Source organism: Bacillus sp. BS3(2021), from assembly GCF_021043345.1.
In the GTDB taxonomy this organism is placed as follows: domain Bacteria; phylum Bacillota; class Bacilli; order Bacillales; family Bacillaceae; genus Bacillus; species Bacillus paralicheniformis.
Genome location: NZ_JAJNDM010000001.1, coordinates 539,773 through 559,669, shown reverse-complemented (window position 1 = coordinate 559,669; position 19,897 = coordinate 539,773). Strand labels below are relative to the sequence as shown.

Below are 19,897 nucleotides of genomic sequence, written 5' to 3'. Positions count from 1 at the left end.
GAGATGGGATATCTTGAATCGTATTTTTCACTTGAAGGCAAAACCGCGCTTGTCACAGGCCCGGGAACTGGAATCGGCAAAGGAATTGCCGAAGCGCTGGCAAAAGCGGGAGCGGATATCATCGGCACTTCACATACGAGCGGGCTTGATGAAACAAAGCGGCTGATCGAAGAAACCGGTAGAACGTTTACGTCTTATCAGCTTGATATGGGCAGCCTTGACGAGGTTGAAACCTTTGCAAAAGAGGTGCTTGACCGTCATCAGATTGATATTCTCGTCAATAATGCCGGGACGATCCGCAGAGAAAAAGCGGCTGATTTTTCCCGGGAGAACTGGGAAGCGGTGATCAATGTCAATTTGAACAGCTTATTTTTGCTGACGCAGGCTGTCGGCCGGCAGATGATTGAGCGAAAGCAGGGGAAAATCATCAATATTGCCTCGCTTCTCTCATTTCAAGGAGGCATTCTCGTCCCTGCATATACGGCAAGCAAGCATGCAGTAGCCGGATTGACGAAGTCTTTTGCCAATGAATGGGCGGCGCACAATGTCCAGGTCAATGCAATTGCGCCGGGCTATATCGCAACGAACAATACAAAGCAGATCCGCGAGGACCAAAACCGCAATGCCGAAATCTTAAAACGGATTCCGGCCGAGCGCTGGGGTCAGCCGGATGACATTGCCGGAGCCGCCGTATTCCTTTCGGCGCCGGCATCCGATTATGTGAATGGACATGTGCTGGCGGTCGATGGCGGATGGCTGGCAAGATAATGCACGCAAAGGCTGCCGGTAGCTCGGCAGCCTTTATCATAGCTATGGCTTCAAAATCACTTTAATGCAATCATCTTCATGGCCGTTGAACAATTGGTAAGCGCGGCCGGCTTCTTCAAGCGGAAGCTGATGCGTAATGATTTCCTTCGGATCAAATTGATTCTCTTCGATCTTCTTGTAAATCTCAGGCATCAAATGGATAACCGGGGCCTGCCCCATTTTCAGTGTAACATTTCTGGAAAAGAACGCGCCGAGCGGAAACATATTATAATTGCTTCCATATACCCCCGTAATCTGTACGGTCCCGCACTTTCTGACCGCCTTTGTAGAAATTTGAATCGGTCCGAGCGTGCCGCCCTGAAGCTTCAGTTTTTGCTCCAGGTACTCAAGCGGAGATTTTTTGCCGTCCATCCCCACGCAGTCGATCACGACATCCGCCCCGCCTTTTGTAATCTCCTTTAAATGCTCGCCCATGTCAGGATATTTTGTAAAGTCAAATACTTCGACGCGGTTTAACGCTTCAGCCTGCCTTAGGCGGTAGTCCAAGTAGTCTACTGCAATGACCCGCTTCGCCCCTTCCATCCAGGCAAACTTCTGCGCCATTAATCCGACCGGTCCGCAGCCGAGAACAATGACGGTGTCTCCCTTTTTAACGCCAGCGTGAAGCACGCTCCAATACGCGGTTGGCAGGACATCTGATAAAAACAGGAGCGACTCGTCCTCCATCTCGCATGATTCAGGGATGACAAACGGCGTGAAGTTGCCAAACGGCACTTTTAAATATTCGGCCTGTCCGCCAGGGTGGTTTCCGAACTTTTCCGAGTAGCCGAAATATCCGCCTGAATCATAATGGGGATTGGCATTATCACACTGGCTTTCCAGCTTGTTTTCGCAATAAAAGCAATGTCCGCATGCAACGGTAAACGGGATGACGACCCGGTCCCCTTTTTTCACTTTTGTTACATCAGGTCCTGTTTCTTCTACAATTCCCATCGGTTCATGGCCGAGCTGGAAGCCTTTCGGAAGAGGAAAATTCCCTTGATAAAGATGGAGGTCTGATCCGCAAATCGCCGTAGAAGTAATTCTGACAACGATATCATCGCTTCTTTCTATTTTGGCGTCCTCCACCTGGCTGACTTTAACATGCTGAGGCCCTTGAAACGTTACAGCTTTCAAATCGTCACACTCCCATTATCGTTCAGTTGACTTTAGTGTGAGATAAACCCGGGTTCTTATTCAGTTTTTTAAACAAACGTTTCATTAACCGTCATGCAGAGCGGTCATGATTCATACATAGAAGAAAACGGAGGTGTTGGGATGCTGCTGCAAATACTAGTCGGAGGGCTGGTTGTTTTCGTTATTTTCTTTCTCGTGTTTCGGGCGATCAGAACGGGTAATCTGCCGCGCCATGACGATTCGCAGCCAGAAGACGGAGAAAACAGAGATCAGCCATGATTGGCTTGGCTGGCCTCCTCACACAAAAAAGGATGGGGCCATGCCCATCCTTTTGCCTATCGTTCAACCGGCTGCGTGTCAGTTCCCGTGATTCCGCCGTGCCTGTCCCGTAAATCCTGCTCGATTTCTTCAAGGCTTTTGCCTTTTGTTTCTGTTACTTTAAAGAAAACGAACAGGAAGGCCGCGATTCCGATGGCCGCATAGCACAGGAACAGGTAACTGATGCCCATCGCTTCCATGAGGACCGGAAAACTTAATGTCACAATTAAGTTCCCTGCATGAAGCATTAAAGTCGATACTCCGGTTCCCACCCCTCTGACATGAAGGGGGAACAGCTCAGGCAGCACCACCCAGACGATCGGTCCCCAGCTGACGGCAAATACGACAATGAATACACCTAAACAGATGACAGTCGTCCATGCCGCACCAGTCGTATTGCCAAAAAAGATATTGGTGAAAGAAAGCACGATTAAACTGATGACCATGCCGGCATTTCCAAATAATAAAAGCGGCTTCCGGCCAATCCTGTCAATAAAGCGGATCGCCACAAGCGTCATCAGAACATTGATCATACCGATGCCGACTGTCCCCAAAATGGCCGCCGAATCTTCAAATCCGACATTCGTAAACGTTTTTGGGGCATAGTAAATAATCGTGTTGGTTCCGATAAATTGCTGGAGAAACGCCAGTCCGACCCCTGCGATTAACGCCGGGCGCACCCACGGTTCCAGCAGCTCTTTCAAGCCCCCCTGCTCCTGCTTTTCCGCTTCCTTAATTTCTTTGATTTCCTGATCGACCTGCTTTCCTCCCCTCATCTTGGACAAAACCCGTCGCGCTTTCTCTTCTTTTCCTTTTGTTAAGAGCCAGCGTGGGCTTTCCGGCATGAAAAAGATACCGATTAAAAGGCCGATTGACGGAATAAGAGCCAAGCCCAGCATCCAGCGCCATGCACCTGCATCACTAAATGCATAATTGATCAAATAAGAGACCAGAATCCCGATCGTAATCATCAGCTGATTTAATGAAGAAAGCGCGCCCCTAGATTCCTTCGGCGCAAGCTCTGAAAGGTACAAAGGAACAATGGTCGTTGAACAGCCAACCGCAAGGCCGAGCACGATCCTGAAAACCACCATATATTCCGTGCTTGGCGCCAGGGCCGTTCCGAGCCCCCCAATGCAATACAGCACTGCCGCTGACATAATCGCCCTTCTTCTCCCGAAGCGGTCTGTCAGCCTGCCGGACAAACCCGATCCGAAAATCGCCCCGATTAAAATTGCGCTGACAACCAGCCCTTCTGTAAAGGCATTGAGCCCAAGCTCATCTTTCATAAATAAAATCGCCCCGGAAATGACGCCCGTATCATAACCGTAGAGCACACCGCCCAAGGCTCCAAAAAAATAAAGCCAGGCATTCGATCTTTTTCCCTTCATCAGTATATCCTCCTAACAAGGCTTGTCTTTTATAATCTTTAACCTTGTCTCGCTTTCTTCAAACCTAAGAAACATGGAGTACCATTAAAAGGAATTTAAAAATATGAAACATTTTATCTGTTTCATCGTCTTATTTAAGGCGGCAAAATGATCAGATCCCGCGGAATTTCCAGAGAATTCCCATATGCAAAACAGCAAATATCTTGTAAAATCCAAGATTGGGAAACCATTTTTTTATCAAAATTTAGACTTATTCAACAATTGTACGTTTTAATATAAATAAAAGAGGAGCTTATACATGCTACGATCGCAACGAACGAAGAAAAAGAGACTAAGAAAATGGGTGAAATACTCATTGTTTTTCATTGCTTTAATCCTGACGGCGACAGCAGCCGCAGGCGGCTATGCGTACTACAAAGTGGCGAACGCCTCCAAAGATGCGCAAGTCACCCTTTCCAGAGGAGAACAGTCCGTCAAGCGGATTAAAGAGTTTAATCCTAAAAAAGATAACTTCTCCATCCTGTTGATGGGGATTGACGCCCGTCCCGGACAAAGCATGGACAAAGAACGAAGCGATGCGATGGTTCTCGCCACGTTCAACAGAAAAAACAAATCAGTGAAACTATTAAGCATCCCGCGGGATTCCTATGTTAACATCCCTGGACGCGGCTTTGATAAAATCACGCATGCCCACTCATTAGGCGGGCGCGACCTCAGTACAGAAACCGTTGAAAACCTGCTCGACATTCCGGTTGATTACGTCATGGAAGCCAATTTTTCAGCTTTCAAAGAAGTAGTTGACGAGCTCGGCGGTGTACCGATCACAATCAAAGAAGACTATATTGTCCGGCAGATTAAAAAGGATACGAAAGGCAAAGTCAATCTCCAAACAGGTGAGCAAACGCTAAACGGAGAAGAGGCCCTTGCTTATGTAAGAACGAGAAAAGCCGATACGGATTTGAAGCGCGGCGATCGCCAGATGGAAGTCATCAAATCGATTATCAACAAATCCAAATCGCTTACTGCCATTCCGGCTTACGACGATATCCTTGATACAGTCGGAAAGAACGTATCAATGAACTTGTCGCTGAATGATGCAATCGGGCTGATCCCGTTTATGACGTCCATTCAAACGATCGATACCCTTCAATTGAAAGGGAGCGATTATCAACCAGGCAAAGTCTACTATTTCCAGCTTGACCAGGAAAATCTCAACGAAATCAAGCAGGAATTAAAACAGCAGCTGGATGTATAATTAGAAAAAGGATGAAGATGATTCATCCTTTTTCTCTTTAATGAAACTCAAGATTTACTATTGAAAAAATCTAAATTTAGGTTTAGCCTTTTACATAACATGTCCTTTTAGGGAATACTGCCGAAGAGAGCTGTTTTTCGCCTCCCGAAAAACGGCAAACTGCTCTTACAGGAGGTTATCTTTACATAATGAGGTTAATTGCGATCGATTTAGACGGGACTCTTTTAAATACCGAAAGCCAAATATCCGCAGAAAACCGGGCCGCTATCAAAAAGGCGCTCATCTCAGACTGCATCGTAACCATTTGCACGGGACGGGCCACATTTGACGTCAAAGCGCTTCTGAACGATTTGGATATTCCGATTATCGCCGCAAACGGGGGAACAGTTCACGATTTCAACTATAAACTCCTAAGCAGAACGTTAATGGACAAGGAAGCGGGAAAAAAGGCCGCCCAATACTTAACAGATCATCAAATCTATTTTGAGGTTTATACGGACGATGCGCTGCTTTCTCCTTATGACGGAGAGCAGAAGCTTGAAGCAGAGCTCGATATCGTCACAAGCGCCAACCCTGATGAAGACAGGGATACGCTTTGGCAGGGCGCACTGACTCAGTTTAAACAATTCGGCATCAAACCGGTCCCCGACATTCGCGAGGTTTTTAACGGAGACGAACATATTTATAAGCTGTTGTGCTTCTCATTTGATATGGAAAAACTGAAAAAAGCAAAAGAAGACCTTTCAGCCTTTCCAAAATTGGGACTCACATCTTCCGGAAGACATATCATCGAAATTCTGCCTGATGAATCCGGCAAAGGCCGCGCTTTAAAAGAACTGGCCCGCCACTATGGAATCGAGAAAAAAGACATCTACGCGATCGGCGACAGCCCGAACGACCTGTCAATGTTTGAGGAAGCCGGCCATCGGATCGCGATGGGCAATGCAATCGATGAGCTGAAGCATATCAGCACGTTTATCACGAAAAGCAATGACGAAAACGGCGTCGCTTATTTCATTAATAAACTGCTGGAAAATGAATATCAATAATTAGAAAACCGCTCGAAGATGACTCGAGCGGTTTTCTGCTACTTAATTCTGACGCTTCCGGCGTATTTCTCTTTCCAATAGGCGCTCGTCTCCATATCTGCTGTCGTCACACCGGCAGACAAGGTGACAAGAACGACCTGGCCATTTCCGATATAGATGGCGGGATTCAGAACAGTGGTTCCTTTAAAGAACACGATGTCTCCAGGCTCCAGCTCCTTTTTTGTGATTTTCTTACCTGTACTGTATTGTTTATCAGCGTACCGCGGAAGTTCCACTCCTGCCGCCGTTTTATAGACATATTGGATAAAACCCGCCGTATCAAAGCCTTCTTTAGGCGATGTGCCGCCTTTTTGATAACCGACTTCGCCGATATGCCTGATCGCTTCAGATACAATCGGATTTTTCGGCAGGGACATGTTGTCAAAACGTCTGACTCCTGTGAACTTCTTCTGCCAGTAGGAAGCCGACAAGTAAGAGATCGTCACTTTATTTGAACGGCTCGCATGGATAAACCGGCCGCCCCCGGCATAGATGGCGTTATGGGATATTCCCGGTTTGTACGTATTGCTGAAAAACAAAACATCACCCGGCCGGATATCTTCAAGCTTCACCTTTTGACCGACCGCCCATTGCTGTTCCGCCGATCTTGGCAAATAAACACCGAGCACCTCTCTGAAAACGTATTGGGTCAGTCCTGAACAGTCAAACCCGAGATCCGGAGAGTTTCCTCCAAATACATATGGAACACCGACATAGCTCTTCGCTTTTTGAACGACCGGGTCCATAGAAATCTTAGGCTCTTTTGTGATCCTTTTCGCTTTAAGATACCCCGAGCTCCAGTAAGAACTGCCTTCAAGCTTTGTCACGACAACTCCGTTTGATTTTGTGCTGTGGATGATTTGATCATTTCCCATGTAGATGGCGACATGAGTCGGTCCGTCCGATTCCAGCTCGGCATTCTTGAAAAAGACAAGATCCCCCTTTTCGAGCTGCTGACGGCTGACGCTGCTTCCAAGGGTCGATTGCTCCTTTACCGTTCTCGGGAGCGTAATATCGAGCGATTGAAACACATATTGTACAAAGCCTGACGAGTCAAACCCCGTTTTCGGCTTCTCTCCGCCGTAGCTGTATTTCGCACCCTCAAGATGTCTGGCGGTTTCTGCTATTTTCTCGCCGATCGTATCGGCGTATACGTCATTGTGATTCGTTAAAAATAAAGACATCAAAAACACCGCAATTCCACAAAACAAAACCAACTTTTTGTTTGCCGCTTTTTTTATCAATTGTTCTGTTCCTCCTCTTCTTTCCTCTTTCATCGTCATTCAATTGAGATATTTAAAGGACTTTTTTTGCGTGTACAGCAGCGTCATACGAGAAGAAACGCGCAGCACAGCATGATCAGCTTTTTCACCTAAGCGCGGATTAAATGGATGAAGGGAAATATTCTAAAGAGGTCATGAACATGAGTTGCAGTTCCCATTCCGAATTGGTCAGGTGATGCATGTTTGAAGCTTAGTCGAAATTTGTCAGTTTTTATTCCCTTCAAAAGAATACAATAAACACGAACCCCAAAACCATGTATATATACTCCTGATTTTCTATAAAACTTTATACACTGACCGATTAAGAAAATTGTCGTGTTTCCCAGCCGCTTTTCACAGGTCTTTTATAACCGGAATCAGCACACGCAAAAAGAGAGTGCCGCCGGCACTCTCTTTTATGCACTGTTATTGTTGGTTTTCCGTTGTTTGATCCTGCTGATTCACTTTTTGGATTTCCGTTGAGATTTTAGCTTTTTCATCGTTTGACAATTCATCAGAATACTTGAAAGCAGACATGAATGCAATGATCAACACTAAACCTACGAACGGCCAAATGGCTCTGACAAATTTCATTTGTTCACCACTCCGTTTTTGTTATTTTTCAGTTTGTCCGCATGATCGACTTCAAACGTCAATTTTCCGTTCTCTTCTTTCCAGTCAAGGTTTGTTCCTTTTGTCAATTGACGGAAGATCGCTTTTCGTTTTAAGAAATCGCTTTTGCCTAAAGGCGTCGGCGTTGCTTCACGAATGTTGAGAGGTGTTACCTCAAAGCGCCCTTTGCCGTCATTCATTAAATGGTATTGTACAAGTGCGCTGTCCCGTGTTCTTGACCAGCCCTGATCAAACACAAAGTTACCGAGGCTGTAGAAAATCACAGTGCCGTTATACACTTCAATCGGTTCGAGAACATGGGGGTGAGCACCGATGATGACATCTGCTCCGGCATCCGCAATCGCTTTGGCCAGATCCTTCTGTCTGTCGTTCGGTTCATTGTCATATTCTTGTCCCCAGTGCACATGAACAAGGACAAGATCCGCCTTTTTGGATGCTTCCGCGATCATTGGAATAAAGATTTTCGGGCTGAGCGGCAGCACTCCGCCTCTGTTCTTTTTGGCTGTAAAGTTCTTCGTGTAGACGTCTGTAAAACCGAGCGTTGCGATTTTAATACCGTTCACATCCTGATAGGATACGTGCTGTTTCGCGTCTTTGAGATTATTCCCTGCTCCGACAAGCTCCAAGTCCTCATTTGAGAATTTATTCAGCGTATCCTTCAAACCGTCTTCCCCGTAGTCCATCGCATGGTTGTTGGCAAAGTTCAGTACGCTGAAGTTCAGCTTTTTCAAAGTTTCGACTGATTCTTGATTCGTTTGCAGATGGATGTTCTTTTCTGCCTCTTGATAGTCCTTTGCATTGGTTACAGGGTTTTCAAAGTTTCCTGTGATAAAATCTGACACATTAAAGTATGGCTTCACATTTTTGAAGACACTTTCCGAACCGTGCAAGTTTGTCACTTTTTCTACGTTTCTTCCCATCATGATATCGCCCACAAAAGTAGCTGTAAGCTTGGCATCTTCTTTTTTGTCCATTTGCGAAGGAGTTTTGGCGCTTCCGACCCAAGTAAAGACAAACATTAAACAGAAAATAACGGGCAATACGATAAAGACGTGCTTGTTTGTTTTCTTTTTCTCCTGCTTCGTCAGCTTCAGCAGTTTTTCCTGAAAGTTCAGTTGTTTTTTCATCGATTTGACACACCTAACTTTAGATTAGATAGTAAGCATACATAATGACGAATGTTGCTCCGCTCAATAAAAGCGTACTTCCAAGCGTAATCGTTAATCCCTGTCTTTGAATGGTATTCGCGATCAGCCCCGGCACAATAATTCCGATTCCCCTGAATTCGGCAATCTCAAACGGCATCACCGGATATATAAAATCAAAACCGATTTTCAAAAGAATTCCCGTTATCAACATCGCTGCGAATTTTCTGCGTCCGTATAGAATCATAATTTTGGAAAGTCCGAATTTCACGATGACATACGTCAGCAAACTGACAAAAAGAACGAGTAACATGAAAATCGGCTGATTGAACACAAGTCCCAAATAACCCGGTACGACGAGGCCGGCTGGTACAATTCCCGTTTTCTCTGCAAAAATCAAACTGAGTAAGACTCCTAAAATGAGGGCGATATATAAATCTGATCCAAACATTGTGTTTTCTTCCTCCTAGCTAACGAGCTGCTTAATCTTGTAATCTTGTATTTTTTCAATGAGAGGCTCCGCTGCTCCGTGGATATTTCCGACTCCGTAAATGACGCGGCCCTCAAGCTTGTTTTTCAGCATGAACATGATTTCTTCCGTTGATTTGTGCTCAAAATCAAACAGCTTGTCCGCAGGAATTTTGCCTGCTTCATATGCTTTGACGATCGGCTCTGTTGTTTCTCCAATCAGCACAAGTTCACTTGCTTCAATATAAGGAAGGACATCATCCGCAAACTGCTGTGTTCTGTCTACCCTGTCGGCGCGGCAGTTCATAATGACGATCGGCTGATCCGTAGGATAGCCTATTTCTTTTACACGCTTCCATATGTTTAAAGTGGAAGCTGCGTCATTGGCCGCAAAACCGTTGACGAAATGTCCGGGATTTTTGGCGTTCATCAGCGGCAGAATTCTCATGGCTCCCGGATCAGGCGGCGCATTCAGCATGCCTTTAAAAGCGGTTTCTTCGTCAATGCCCAACGCTTGAGCCACACCGAGCGCAAGAGACGCATTATCAGGGAATACCATGTACTCAAACTGTCTGAGGTATTCATCTGTTATTTTAGAATTGTCTGCGACGATGACTTTTGTATTCCTTTCTTTTGCAATCTGCTTAAAGAAATCGGTATACTCACTATCAGTGATAACTAAATGTCCATTATAAGGAATGGTTGCTGTAAAAGCTTCTGCAATTTCATCCAAAGTCGGTCCCATCACATCCATGTGATCTTCCAGCACGTTCACGATCACGCCGATATTAGCCTGAAGCAATTCTTCCTGAAAGATGATTTGGTAATCAGGGTTAACGGCCATGCACTCACTGACAATCGCATTGGCCCCTCTTTCCACCGTTTCTTTCATAACCTCTTTCTGTTCTCCGATATTCGGACCTTGAGGTTTCCTTTTGATCGGTTTCTCTTCCGGTGTGTCCCAATAAATCATCCTTGCGTCTGTCCCGGTTGTTTTTCCTACTGTTTTGTAGCCTGCCTCGATTAATATCCCTGTTGTTAATCTTGTCACCGTGGACTTTCCGCGTATCCCGTTGATGTTCACTCGGACAGGCAGCGCATCGATGTTTTGCTGGTGGCGCCTTTTTTCATAAATGCCGATCCCAACAACGATCACACAGGCTAATAGCATTACCCACATTGTTTGTCTACATCTCCTTCTTGGAATCTGATATGTAAATTCATTCATCAGTATATAGGTTCACTATGAAATCACAATCGGCATTATGTAACAGAAGACGACGAAATTTTCCGTGACAAAGATCACCTCGTCCGAGTCAATAATGCCTATCTTTTTATTGATATTTTTGGCAATCGAAAGTTCTTAATTCCTATCAGTTTTTTGTCAGCGTTTTAAGTATGCGCTTTCAAAATTCGACATTATGATTTTTGTACTTTTCTCCCTATTTCTGATGAAAGATTGAAGGATGAATTCAGGGTCTCTTTTTCCCCCGGATGAAATCCCCTAGAAATGGGCTGTCAACCGGGATATCCCTTTTATTTTTGTATTTTCGCTCTTTTCCAACAGGTTAAAAAGTCACCAATGTGCCCTCTTCAAAACAAATACGTCCTATGACAATCAGATTACCTATTAAAAAATGAAAATCTTTATTAGCATAAAGCGGGATTCATTAACAAATCCAAATTTTTTGTGAGCCGTTCGATTCACCTTGTTTCTTCAGATTTTAGGTTAAAATCCTAAGATTTAAAAAGCCATTAATTTTTTTCAACGATAATTCATCAAACTTTAACATTTTTAATTTTTCTTACTATTCTCATTGTTACTGTATTCGCCAATTTATGCCGAATGAAGGTTATTTTCTATTCAACACAACTGTATATGTCTCTATATCCCAACCCGGCTAAAAATTTCAGTGCCGGACCTTTTTTTATTGAGATTTTAAAAGGATCATGATAATCTTTATGTAAACGGTTACACAAATAGAAGGGAGAAGTCTTTTTGGCTACGATTAAAGACGTCGCACTTGCTGCAAAAGTATCTGTCGCTACGGTTTCCCGGGTATTAAATGAGACGGGATACGTCCATGAAGACACGAGGACACGCGTGTTAAAAGCGATGGAAGAACTGAATTACCACCCGAATGAAGTAGCCAGGTCTCTCTATAAAAGGGAGTCCAGACTGATCGGACTGCTCCTGCCGGATATCACAAACCCGTTCTTTCCTCAGCTTGCGCGCGGCGTTGAAGATGAAATCCACCGCCTCGGCTTTCGGCTCATCTTCGGAAACAGCGATGAAAATTTGGAAAAAGAGCTTGATTATTTGCAGACGTTTAAACAAAATCATGTGGTCGGAGTCATTTCAGCGACCAATTATCCGGATGCGCCAAATTATCAAGACTTGTCCATGCCGATCGTCTTCCTTGACCGGACGGGCGAGAATGCGCCGGCTGTATTCGCGGACAGCCGCGAAGGCGGCAGAATCGCAGCGGCTGAAATGGTCAGGAGAAACGCGAAACGAATTACGCTGATTAAAGGACCGGCCCACCTTCAGACTGCAAGAGACCGTTTCAACGGAGCGCTGGAGATGCTAAGCGGGGCCGATATCGATTTTCATGTTATGAAAACCGAGACATTTTCATTTCCGGAAGCTCAAAAACGGGCAGCGGAGCTGTTTGCCACCTATCCGGAAACAGACGGCGTAATCGCAAGCAATGATATTGTGGCGACAGCCGTTTTGCATGAAGCCTTAAAACGGAAGATCAAAGTTCCCGACGAACTGCAGATTATCGGCTTTGATGACATTCCGCAAAGCGAATTGCTTTTCCCCTCTTTATCAACGATCAGGCAGCCCGCCTATGAAATGGGAAAAGAAGCGGCAAAACTGCTGCTGAAATTAATGAAAAATGAATATATTGAACAATCGGCAGTGCAGATGCCGGTTGCCTTTATTGAAAGACAAACGACAAGAAAGGCGGAATGACAATGAGTAAAATATGCGTGATTGGCAGCTCTTCGATGGATTTAGTCGTGACATCGCCCAAGCGGCCGGCTGCCGGAGAAACGGTGCTTGGCGAATCTTTTAAAACGGTTCCGGGCGGAAAGGGCGCCAACCAGGCAGTCGCTGCGGCCCGGCTTGGTGCAGAGGTCCATATGATCGGCTGCGTCGGCGATGATCATTACGGAAAAGCCATCCTCGACAATTTTCAAGCGAACGGTGTTTTGACAGACTATGTGGAACCGGTTACAGGTCAGGAAAGCGGCACCGCACATATCGTTCTCGCAGACGGCGACAACAGTATTATCGTCGTCAAAGGGGCAAATGACCATGTCACACCTGAATACGTTCAAAAAGCGCTGCCTGCGATTAAACAGGCAGACATCGTTCTGATTCAGCAGGAGATTCCGGAAGAAACCGTCGATTATGTCAGCGGACTGTGCAGCTCACTCGGCATTCCTCTCCTGCTGAATCCGGCACCAGCCCGTCCGCTTTGCCCGGAAACGGTCGAACATGCGGCCTACATCACACCAAACGAGCATGAAGCTTCGGTACTGTTTCAGGGCATGTCCCGGGATGAAGCGTTAAAGCGCTATCCGGAGAAGCTGTTCATCACAGAAGGAAAAAACGGGGTCCGCTATCACAATGGTCTGGAAGAAAGGGTCGTTCCTTCATTCCCTGTCAATGCGATTGATACGACGGGAGCCGGAGACACCTTCAATGCGGGGTTGGCCGTTGCGCTTTCCGAAGGACAAAGCATCGAATCTGCCTTGCGCTTTGCGAACCGGGCGGCTTCCCTCTCGGTTTTGAAATTCGGCGCGCAAGGCGGCATGCCGAAACGCGATGAAGTGGAGCGTGAATTGTCATGAAAAAACACGGGATTTTAAACAGCCATATCGCAAAATTACTGGCCGATCTCGGGCATACCGACACCGTCGTCATCGCGGATGCCGGCCTGCCCGTTCCTCCCGGCGTCCCCAAAATCGATCTTGCACTGACATTGGGTACGCCCGGATTTCAAGAGGTCACAAAGCTCATCGCTGATGAAATGTCCGTCGAAAAAGTGACGGCAGCCGAAGAAATAGAAAGCGTCAATCCTGATCAAGCCGCGTTTTTAAAAGCGGAATTTTCAAACCAAAAAATTGACTATATTCCCCACGAAGCATTCAAAAAAGCGACGAGCCGTGCAAAAGCGGTCATTCGCACAGGGGAAGCAACACCTTATGCAAATTGCATCTTGCACGCGGGAGTGATCTTTTAGATGTTTACATTCTACATCTGGAAAGAAGGGATAGCCCATGCATATTAAAATGAAGGACATTTATAAAGCTTTTGGCCAAAACCAGGTGCTGTCCGGCGTTACTTTCGAACTTCAGGAAGGTGAAGTCCACGCTTTAATGGGAGAAAACGGCGCCGGAAAGTCGACACTCATGAATCTGTTGACTGGACTTCACAGGCTGGACAGCGGAACGATCGAGATCGACGGAAAAGAAATGTATTTTTCAGATCCAAAAAAAGCCGAACAGAACGGCATCGCCTTTATCCATCAGGAGCTGAACATTTGGCCTGAAATGACCGTTTTGGAAAATTTGTTTATCGGCAGAGAGCTTTCTTCTAAACTTGGTTTTTTAAATAACAAGAAAATGAAAGCGCTAGCAAAAGAGCAGCTTGAAAGACTTGGAGTCTCGATTTCTCTTGAAAAAGAAGCCGGAGACTGTTCTGTCGGCCAGCAGCAAATGATCGAAATCGCAAAAGCCCTTATGACAGACGCGAAAGTGATCATCATGGATGAACCGACGGCAGCGTTGACAGAAAGAGAAATTGAAAAACTGTTCGGCGTCATTAGAGCATTAAAGAAAAACGGCGTCTCCATCGTCTATATATCCCACCGCATGGAAGAAATCTTCACGATTTGCGACCGGATCACGGTGATGCGCGACGGAAAAACAGTCGACACGAAACGGATTCCCGACACCGATTTTCATGAAGTGGTGAAAAAGATGGTCGGACGGGAGCTGACCGAACGCTATCCTGAAAGACAGCCAAATCCGGGACGCGTCGTTCTCGAAGTCAAGCAGGCATCCAAAAAAGGCGTCTTCCAAAATATCAGCTTTACCGTCCGCTCCGGTGAAATCGTCGGGATTTCAGGACTGATGGGTGCAGGGCGCACCGAGCTGATGAGGGCGGTTTTCGGGCTCGATCCGCTTGATTCGGGAGACATTTTCATCGAAGGCAAAAAAGCGACGCTCAAAAAACCGAGCGATGCCGTTCAAAAAGGAATCGGTTTTATTACTGAGAACCGCAAGGATGAAGGACTTGTGCTCGACACGTCCATCAGGGAAAATATCGCCCTTCCGAATCTCGCCAGCTTTTCACCGAAAGGATGGATCGACAAAAAAAGCGAGCAGGAATTTGTCGACCTTCTGATCAAGCGGCTGACGATCAAAACGGAATCGCCGGAAACCCACGCGCGAAACCTTTCAGGAGGGAACCAGCAAAAAGTGGTCATCGCCAAATGGATCGGAATCGGTCCTAAAGTGCTGATTTTGGATGAGCCGACGCGAGGCGTCGATGTCGGCGCGAAAAGGGAGATTTATCAGCTGATGAACGAGCTGACAGACCGCGGCGTCGCGATCGTCATGGTCTCTTCAGAGCTGCCCGAGATTCTCGGGATGAGCGACCGCGTCCTTGTGATCCATGAAGGAACGCTAAGCGGTGAGCTATCAAGAAATGATGCCACGCAAGAACGAATTATGACACTCGCTACAGGAGGGCGGTAACATGAAAACTCAACCGGCTGTAAAAAAAAGCCTTAATGTCGATTCTGTAATGCAAAAGCTCGGTCCGTTTCTCGGCCTGATTATTCTCGTCGTCATCGTATCAGTATTAAACCCGAGCTTTTTAGAACCGTTAAATATTTTAAACTTGTTAAGACAAGTCGCTATTAATGCGCTGATCGCGTTCGGCATGACCTTTGTCATTTTGACCGGCGGCATCGACCTTTCCGTCGGAGCGATTTTGGCGCTGTCGAGCGCATTGATCGCCGGCATGATCGCCGGCGGCATCGATCCTGTTTTTGCCGTCATCATCGGCTGCCTAATCGGAGCCCTGCTCGGCTTGGTCAACGGGCTGTTAATCACGAAGGGCAAAATGGCCCCGTTCATCGCAACACTTGCGACAATGACGATTTTCCGCGGATTGACGATGGTTTACACAGACGGCAATCCGATTACAGGGCTCGGCAATCACTACGGCTTCCAGCTTTTCGGACGCGGCTACTTTTTAGGCATCCCCGTCCCTGCGATAACTATGGCGGCCGCCTTTATCATCCTCTGGGTGATCCTTCACAAAACACCTTTCGGCCGCCGCACGTATGCAATCGGCGGAAATGAAAAAGCGGCCCTGATCTCGGGCATTAAAGTTCCGCGCGTCAAAATGATGATTTATTCTCTTGCCGGCCTATTATCCGCGTTGGCTGGAGCCATCTTGACGTCACGGCTAAACTCAGCCCAGCCGACGGCAGGCACTTCCTATGAACTCGACGCCATTGCCGCGGTTGTATTAGGCGGTACAAGCCTTGCCGGAGGAAGAGGACGAATTGCCGGCACACTCATCGGCGTTCTGATCATCGGAACGTTGAACAACGGCTTGAACCTGCTTGGCGTCTCTTCCTTTTTCCAAATGGTCGTCAAAGGTGTCGTCATTTTGATCGCAGTCCTGCTGGACCGCAAGAAATCCGCTTAAGGAGGGCTATACTGATGAAAAAAACATTAACGGTTTTCACCGCATTGGCGCTTCTGTTTCTGTCCGCCTGCTCGCTGGAACCGCCGGAATGGGCAAAGCCAAATAAAGAAAAAGGAACGGATATCAAAATCGGTTTATCTGTCTCGACTTTGAAAAACCCGTTTTTCGTTTCATTAAAAAACGGAGTTGTCAAAGAAGCCAAAAAACAAGGGATTGAAGTGATTGTCGTCGATGCACAGGATGATTCAGCAAAGCAGACGAATGATGTCGAAGATCTTCTGCAGCAAGGCGTTGACGCTTTATTGATCAATCCGGCCGACTCCTCCGCCATCTCAACGGCAGTCCAATCGGCCAATTCGCTTGGCATCCCGGTCGTCACCCTTGACCGCTCCGCCGAAAACGGAAAAGTAGAAACGCTCGTCGCTTCAGATAACGTAAAAGGCGGGCAAATGGCAGCAGACTTTATCGTACAGCAGCTCGGCAAAGGCGCAAAAGTGGCTGAACTTGAAGGCGTCCCCGGCGCATCGGCAACAAGGGAACGGGGCTCAGGGTTTCATAAGACCGCTGACGACAAGCTGAATGTGATCGCCAAGCAAACAGCCGACTTTGACCGGACAAAAGGGTTGAACGTCATGGAGAACCTTCTTCAAGGAAATCCTGATATTCAAGCGGTTTTCGCCCATAATGACGAAATGGCGCTCGGCGCGATTGAAGCGATCAGAAGCTCAGGGAAAGAGATTCTTGTCGTCGGCTTCGACGGCAATGAAGATGCGGTTAAGGCGGTTAAGGCCGGAGACATGTCGGCCACGATCGCCCAGCAGCCTGAATTGATCGGTAAGCTCGCCGTACAAGCGGCCCGCGATATTTTGAACGGTAAAAAAGTTGAAAAAACGATACCCGCACCGCTCAAACTGGAAACGAAAAAGTAACGACAAAATCAGACCTCTTCATACATGGAGGTCTGATTTTTTTTGGCCATCTCCATAAACGCTTTTGCCGCCCGGCTCAAATAGCATGTTTCCGAATAAGCAAACACAAGCGTCCGGGACGGATCGGATTGTAAAGGAACATAGACGATTCTGTCAGACTCTTTTCGCATGACCATCCGGGGCACGACCGTGACCCCCATTCCGTGTTCAACGAGAGATTGGGCGGTTTCAATGCTGCTTGTTTTGAAGGTCACTTTCGGTTGAAACCCTTCCTCCGCACATAAATCGAGTACCATTCTACGGAAGCCGTAGCCTTCTTTTAATAAAATAAACGGCACATCCTCGACAGTTTTCAAAGCAAGAGGGGAATTTTCGGGATTCGACCGGACCGAATCGATGAGCTTCCGCAATTGGCCGGTCATCCAGCTCTCCCTTTCATTTGGAATCGCCAAAAAAAGCGGCTCGGTCAGTATCGGCCGGATCGCGAGCCTGTCATTTTCAATCGGCAAAGGGAGAATCGACAGATCCACCGCTCCGTTTTCCGTCATGTTTTCCAATGCCGCCGGCGAATCTTCTATCAGCTGAACCTGTACGTTCAGATGCTTTTTCAGAAAGGCTTTCAGGAGCGGCGGAAGAAGATATCCTCCTGTGACAGCGGGAACGCCGATCGATAATTCCGTCCCCATTTCCTCGAGCTGATCGCGCATTTCACACAGCAGTTCATCTCTTGACCGCAAAATATCCTGTGCTTTTCGGATGAAGCGCATCCCTTGAGGAGTCGGCGAGACCCCCTCTCTGTTTCTGTAAAACAGCGGAAAGCCAAGCTCGCTTTCCAGCTTTTTTATTTGCTGGCTCAGTGAAGGCTGAGCGATATGCAGGCTGGCAGCCGCCTTTGTAAAACTGCCTTTTTTGAAAATCTCTGCCGCGTATTCAAAAAGCCTCATATCCAATTCCCGCACCCCCATAGTTTCCGCCTATCATTTTCATACATTTTATATCTTAGACTGATGGCTGTCGACTCCCCTAATATAAATACATAGCCGATAGGAGGATGATACAAATGAAAACTAGCGCGCAACGGCAATTTTCAAAAAACCCGGAGCAATATCGCGATGAGCCGCTGTTCTCATCGGGAAAAGATCTTGATGCCATGGTCAGCTGCCGAAATCTGACCGGCGGTGAAACCCTGCTTGATATCGGAACCGGAGCGGGACATACGGCCATTGCCTTTTCGCCTTTTGTCAAGCATTGCACAGGAATCGATATTACAGAAAAAATGGTTCAAACCGCCGCTCAATTTGCCGAACAGAAAAATGCTGAAAATGTGGTTTTTCTTCAAGGCGATGCAGCACAATTGGATTTTGTAAGCGAGTCTTTTGATATTGTCACATGCCGGTATGCAGCCCACCATTTTCCGGAGATCAGCCGGTCCATCCAGGAAATAGCGCGCGTCTTGAAAAAAGGCGGCTCCTTTCTCCTCATCGATCATTGTGCGCCGGAGGACGAAGCTTTAGACCGATTTATAAATCGGCTCAATCAATTGAGAGACCCGTCACACGTAAGGGAATATTCAGAGAACGAATGGCAGAAGCTGTTTGAAGAGAACGGACTCGATTTTGCCGTCCTGGAGAGATGGAATCTTCCGATCGATTACGAGAGCTGGCTTCGAAGAGGCGCCGTGCCTGAACAAAGAAAGGCAGCCATCCATGCCCATTTGTCAGAACCGTCCCAGTCTTGCCGTGACATGTTTAACATCGTCCACGATGAAAACGGGCATCCGGTGTCTTTTTGTCTGAAAGCGGTTTTGATTGCCGGAATGAAAGCATAAGCTAAACGGCCCGCCGGATTCCGGACTTTTTCGCAACCGAATTTTTAAAGAAGAAAAAGCCCCCTTTTTAAAGAGGGGGCTTTTTCATTTACTCGGGATTGCCTTCGGCCGCTTCAATTCCGGCTGCAAGATCATGTTTATTGAGATCCGCTTTAAAGAAATCTTGCGTATTCGGCAATCTGAGATTCATATTAAGTTTTTGAGAAATTTGTACCGTGCATTCTTCGATTTCATAATCGAAAACGTGTCCGCCGACATTGCGGTCTTCATCAATAAAGTGAAGATGGAAGCCGGAAACTGCGATTCCGTTGGCATATTGCGGCGTCCAAAAGCCGACGATCGTCCCTTTAATATCATTAAAATCAAAGATTGGCTGCGATTTTACCGCATCGACCATCGGCACGTACGGTTTTTCCTGCAGTTCAACCGTTCTCGTTTTGACTTTCTTAAAGATTCCGTCCATGCGGATCGCGTAAAACAGGTTTTCGCTCGGCATGATCCGTTTCATTTCTTCCTCGAACGCCTTAAGCGGCATCCGCTGCTTGATTTCGTGATAAATATCTGGCCGGAAGAAAGCGAGCGAGCAAAACGGAGAACAATCGCTTCCTTGAACAGGATAGGCTTTGCCATCGGAACGAAGACGGTAAAACTCACCGTCAAAACCGATCAGCTCACCGTCGAGCCGATTGAACGTTCCGATTCCGAAGTCTCCGTGATCCTTTGCTTCAGACATGTAAAAATCCCCGTCATAAATTCCGTCCAATAACGATATCATCGTTGAGACCTGAAAGACCTGGTCAAGGTTCTTGTCAACGGGCTGAACCACTTTTTGTTTGCTTGCACTTTTCATTTTCCTCGTTTCACTCCCTTGATTTTGTTTGTTATGACTGGACTTGC

The 19,897-nt window shown here is 46.8% G+C and carries 20 protein-coding genes; 11 read left to right on the top strand and 9 right to left on the bottom strand.

Annotated features, from left to right (window positions below; all coding sequences use genetic code 11):
* The first annotated feature begins 3 nt into the window (after positions 1–3).
* The gene (gene kduD, locus LQ247_RS02725; RefSeq protein ID WP_143261122.1) at positions 4–768 is read left to right on the top strand and encodes a 2-dehydro-3-deoxy-D-gluconate 5-dehydrogenase KduD; all 765 of its coding nucleotides are present in this window, start codon (positions 4–6) and stop codon (positions 766–768) included.
* A gap of 42 nt (positions 769–810) precedes the next feature.
* On the opposite strand, the gene LQ247_RS02720 is transcribed toward kduD, so the two are convergent.
* Positions 811–1,944, bottom strand: coding sequence for a zinc-dependent alcohol dehydrogenase (locus LQ247_RS02720; protein WP_023857162.1), 1,134 nt, complete (start codon positions 1,942–1,944; stop codon positions 811–813).
* A 141-nt stretch (positions 1,945–2,085) separates the two neighbouring features.
* Between LQ247_RS02720 and LQ247_RS02715 the strand changes: the two genes are divergently transcribed.
* Positions 2,086–2,223, top strand: coding sequence for a hypothetical protein (locus LQ247_RS02715; RefSeq protein ID WP_023857161.1), 138 nt, complete (start codon positions 2,086–2,088; stop codon positions 2,221–2,223).
* A gap of 56 nt (positions 2,224–2,279) precedes the next feature.
* On the opposite strand, the gene LQ247_RS02710 is transcribed toward LQ247_RS02715, so the two are convergent.
* Positions 2,280–3,653 carry a sugar porter family MFS transporter gene (locus LQ247_RS02710; RefSeq protein ID WP_020453166.1) on the bottom strand — a complete coding sequence of 458 codons (1,374 nt, stop codon included), beginning with the start codon at positions 3,651–3,653 and terminating at the stop codon, positions 2,280–2,282.
* Between the two features lie 298 nt (positions 3,654–3,951).
* Between LQ247_RS02710 and LQ247_RS02705 the strand changes: the two genes are divergently transcribed.
* A complete protein-coding gene (locus LQ247_RS02705) occupies positions 3,952–4,908 on the top strand; it encodes an LCP family protein (RefSeq protein ID WP_020453167.1) in 957 nt (318 codons plus the stop codon).
* A gap of 188 nt (positions 4,909–5,096) precedes the next feature.
* The gene (locus tag LQ247_RS02700; protein ID WP_065644241.1) at positions 5,097–5,957 is read left to right on the top strand and encodes a Cof-type HAD-IIB family hydrolase; all 861 of its coding nucleotides are present in this window, start codon (positions 5,097–5,099) and stop codon (positions 5,955–5,957) included.
* A gap of 38 nt (positions 5,958–5,995) precedes the next feature.
* Here the strand turns inward: LQ247_RS02700 and LQ247_RS02695 are convergent, their stop codons facing one another.
* From LQ247_RS02695 to pgsB, 5 genes are all read right to left on the bottom strand, one after another.
* Positions 5,996–7,240: a C40 family peptidase gene (locus LQ247_RS02695; RefSeq protein ID WP_075212727.1), complete on the bottom strand. Its 1,245-nt coding sequence runs from the start codon at positions 7,238–7,240 to the stop codon at positions 5,996–5,998.
* Between the two features lie 444 nt (positions 7,241–7,684).
* Positions 7,685–7,852 (bottom strand): hypothetical protein, encoded by a 168-nt coding sequence (locus tag LQ247_RS02690; protein ID WP_023857159.1) that lies wholly within the window; start codon positions 7,850–7,852, stop codon positions 7,685–7,687.
* A complete protein-coding gene (locus LQ247_RS02685; protein ID WP_231005532.1) occupies positions 7,849–9,018 on the bottom strand; it encodes a CapA family protein in 1,170 nt (389 codons plus the stop codon). Before LQ247_RS02685 ends, LQ247_RS02690 begins: the two co-directional genes overlap by 4 nt.
* 19 nt (positions 9,019–9,037) lie before the next feature.
* Complete coding sequence (gene pgsC, locus LQ247_RS02680; protein ID WP_003185831.1) at positions 9,038–9,487, bottom strand: poly-gamma-glutamate biosynthesis protein PgsC; 450 nt, start codon at positions 9,485–9,487, stop codon at positions 9,038–9,040.
* Between the two features lie 15 nt (positions 9,488–9,502).
* The gene (pgsB, locus tag LQ247_RS02675; protein ID WP_023857157.1) at positions 9,503–10,684 is read right to left on the bottom strand and encodes a poly-gamma-glutamate synthase PgsB; all 1,182 of its coding nucleotides are present in this window, start codon (positions 10,682–10,684) and stop codon (positions 9,503–9,505) included.
* Between the two features lie 819 nt (positions 10,685–11,503).
* On the opposite strand from pgsB, the gene LQ247_RS02670 reads away from it, so the two are divergent.
* The 6 genes from LQ247_RS02670 to rbsB are packed head-to-tail and all read left to right on the top strand — an operon-like array spanning position 11,504 to position 17,172.
* Positions 11,504–12,484 carry a LacI family DNA-binding transcriptional regulator gene (locus LQ247_RS02670; protein ID WP_023857156.1) on the top strand — a complete coding sequence of 327 codons (981 nt, stop codon included), beginning with the start codon at positions 11,504–11,506 and terminating at the stop codon, positions 12,482–12,484.
* Between the two features lie 2 nt (positions 12,485–12,486).
* Positions 12,487–13,368: a ribokinase gene (gene rbsK / locus LQ247_RS02665; RefSeq protein WP_179289514.1), complete on the top strand. Its 882-nt coding sequence runs from the start codon at positions 12,487–12,489 to the stop codon at positions 13,366–13,368.
* Positions 13,365–13,760, top strand: a complete 396-nt coding sequence (rbsD, locus tag LQ247_RS02660) for a D-ribose pyranase (protein WP_144497848.1) — start codon at positions 13,365–13,367, stop codon at positions 13,758–13,760. Before rbsK ends, rbsD begins: the two co-directional genes overlap by 4 nt.
* Positions 13,761–13,797: 37 nt before the next feature.
* Positions 13,798–15,279, top strand: a complete 1,482-nt coding sequence (locus LQ247_RS02655) for a sugar ABC transporter ATP-binding protein (RefSeq protein ID WP_025810679.1) — start codon at positions 13,798–13,800, stop codon at positions 15,277–15,279.
* Position 15,280: 1 nt separating this feature from the next.
* On the top strand, positions 15,281–16,243 hold the full coding sequence (rbsC, locus tag LQ247_RS02650) for a ribose ABC transporter permease RbsC (protein ID WP_020453175.1): 963 nt from the start codon (positions 15,281–15,283) through the stop codon (positions 16,241–16,243).
* Between the two features lie 14 nt (positions 16,244–16,257).
* On the top strand, positions 16,258–17,172 hold the full coding sequence (gene rbsB / locus LQ247_RS02645) for a ribose ABC transporter substrate-binding protein RbsB (RefSeq protein WP_025810678.1): 915 nt from the start codon (positions 16,258–16,260) through the stop codon (positions 17,170–17,172).
* An 8-nt stretch (positions 17,173–17,180) separates the two neighbouring features.
* Here rbsB and LQ247_RS02640 read toward each other — a convergent pair whose 3' ends face one another.
* Positions 17,181–18,122 carry a LysR family transcriptional regulator gene (locus LQ247_RS02640; protein ID WP_101561550.1) on the bottom strand — a complete coding sequence of 314 codons (942 nt, stop codon included), beginning with the start codon at positions 18,120–18,122 and terminating at the stop codon, positions 17,181–17,183.
* A 110-nt stretch (positions 18,123–18,232) separates the two neighbouring features.
* Here LQ247_RS02640 and LQ247_RS02635 point away from each other — a divergent pair, with 110 nt between their 5' ends.
* Positions 18,233–19,000 (top strand): class I SAM-dependent methyltransferase, encoded by a 768-nt coding sequence (locus tag LQ247_RS02635; RefSeq protein WP_231005531.1) that lies wholly within the window; start codon positions 18,233–18,235, stop codon positions 18,998–19,000.
* Positions 19,001–19,088: 88 nt separating this feature from the next.
* Here the strand turns inward: LQ247_RS02635 and budA are convergent, their stop codons facing one another.
* Positions 19,089–19,850, bottom strand: coding sequence for an acetolactate decarboxylase (gene budA / locus LQ247_RS02630; RefSeq protein ID WP_023857150.1), 762 nt, complete (start codon positions 19,848–19,850; stop codon positions 19,089–19,091).
* Positions 19,851–19,897: the final 47 nt, after the last annotated feature.

Excerpts from the sequence above, each read along its gene's own strand:
- pgsC (WP_003185831.1), bottom strand. The coding sequence starts at position 9,487 with ATGTTTGGATCAGATTTATATATCGCCCTCATTTTAGGAGTCTTACTC.
- rbsC (WP_020453175.1), top strand. The coding sequence starts at position 15,281 with ATGAAAACTCAACCGGCTGTAAAAAAAAGCCTTAATGTCGATTCTGTA.
- LQ247_RS02700 (WP_065644241.1), top strand. The coding sequence starts at position 5,097 with ATGAGGTTAATTGCGATCGATTTAGACGGGACTCTTTTAAATACCGAA.
- rbsK (WP_179289514.1), top strand. The coding sequence starts at position 12,487 with ATGAGTAAAATATGCGTGATTGGCAGCTCTTCGATGGATTTAGTCGTG.
- kduD (WP_143261122.1), top strand. The coding sequence starts at position 4 with ATGGGATATCTTGAATCGTATTTTTCACTTGAAGGCAAAACCGCGCTT.
- budA (WP_023857150.1), bottom strand. The coding sequence starts at position 19,850 with ATGAAAAGTGCAAGCAAACAAAAAGTGGTTCAGCCCGTTGACAAGAAC.
- LQ247_RS02690 (WP_023857159.1), bottom strand. The coding sequence starts at position 7,852 with ATGAAATTTGTCAGAGCCATTTGGCCGTTCGTAGGTTTAGTGTTGATC.
- pgsB (WP_023857157.1), bottom strand. The coding sequence starts at position 10,684 with ATGTGGGTAATGCTATTAGCCTGTGTGATCGTTGTTGGGATCGGCATT.
- rbsB (WP_025810678.1), top strand. The coding sequence starts at position 16,258 with ATGAAAAAAACATTAACGGTTTTCACCGCATTGGCGCTTCTGTTTCTG.
- LQ247_RS02715 (WP_023857161.1), top strand. The coding sequence starts at position 2,086 with ATGCTGCTGCAAATACTAGTCGGAGGGCTGGTTGTTTTCGTTATTTTC.
- LQ247_RS02685 (WP_231005532.1), bottom strand. The coding sequence starts at position 9,018 with ATGAAAAAACAACTGAACTTTCAGGAAAAACTGCTGAAGCTGACGAAG.
- rbsD (WP_144497848.1), top strand. The coding sequence starts at position 13,365 with ATGAAAAAACACGGGATTTTAAACAGCCATATCGCAAAATTACTGGCC.
- LQ247_RS02655 (WP_025810679.1), top strand. The coding sequence starts at position 13,798 with ATGCATATTAAAATGAAGGACATTTATAAAGCTTTTGGCCAAAACCAG.
- LQ247_RS02635 (WP_231005531.1), top strand. The coding sequence starts at position 18,233 with ATGAAAACTAGCGCGCAACGGCAATTTTCAAAAAACCCGGAGCAATAT.
- LQ247_RS02705 (WP_020453167.1), top strand. The coding sequence starts at position 3,952 with ATGCTACGATCGCAACGAACGAAGAAAAAGAGACTAAGAAAATGGGTG.
- LQ247_RS02710 (WP_020453166.1), bottom strand. The coding sequence starts at position 3,653 with ATGAAGGGAAAAAGATCGAATGCCTGGCTTTATTTTTTTGGAGCCTTG.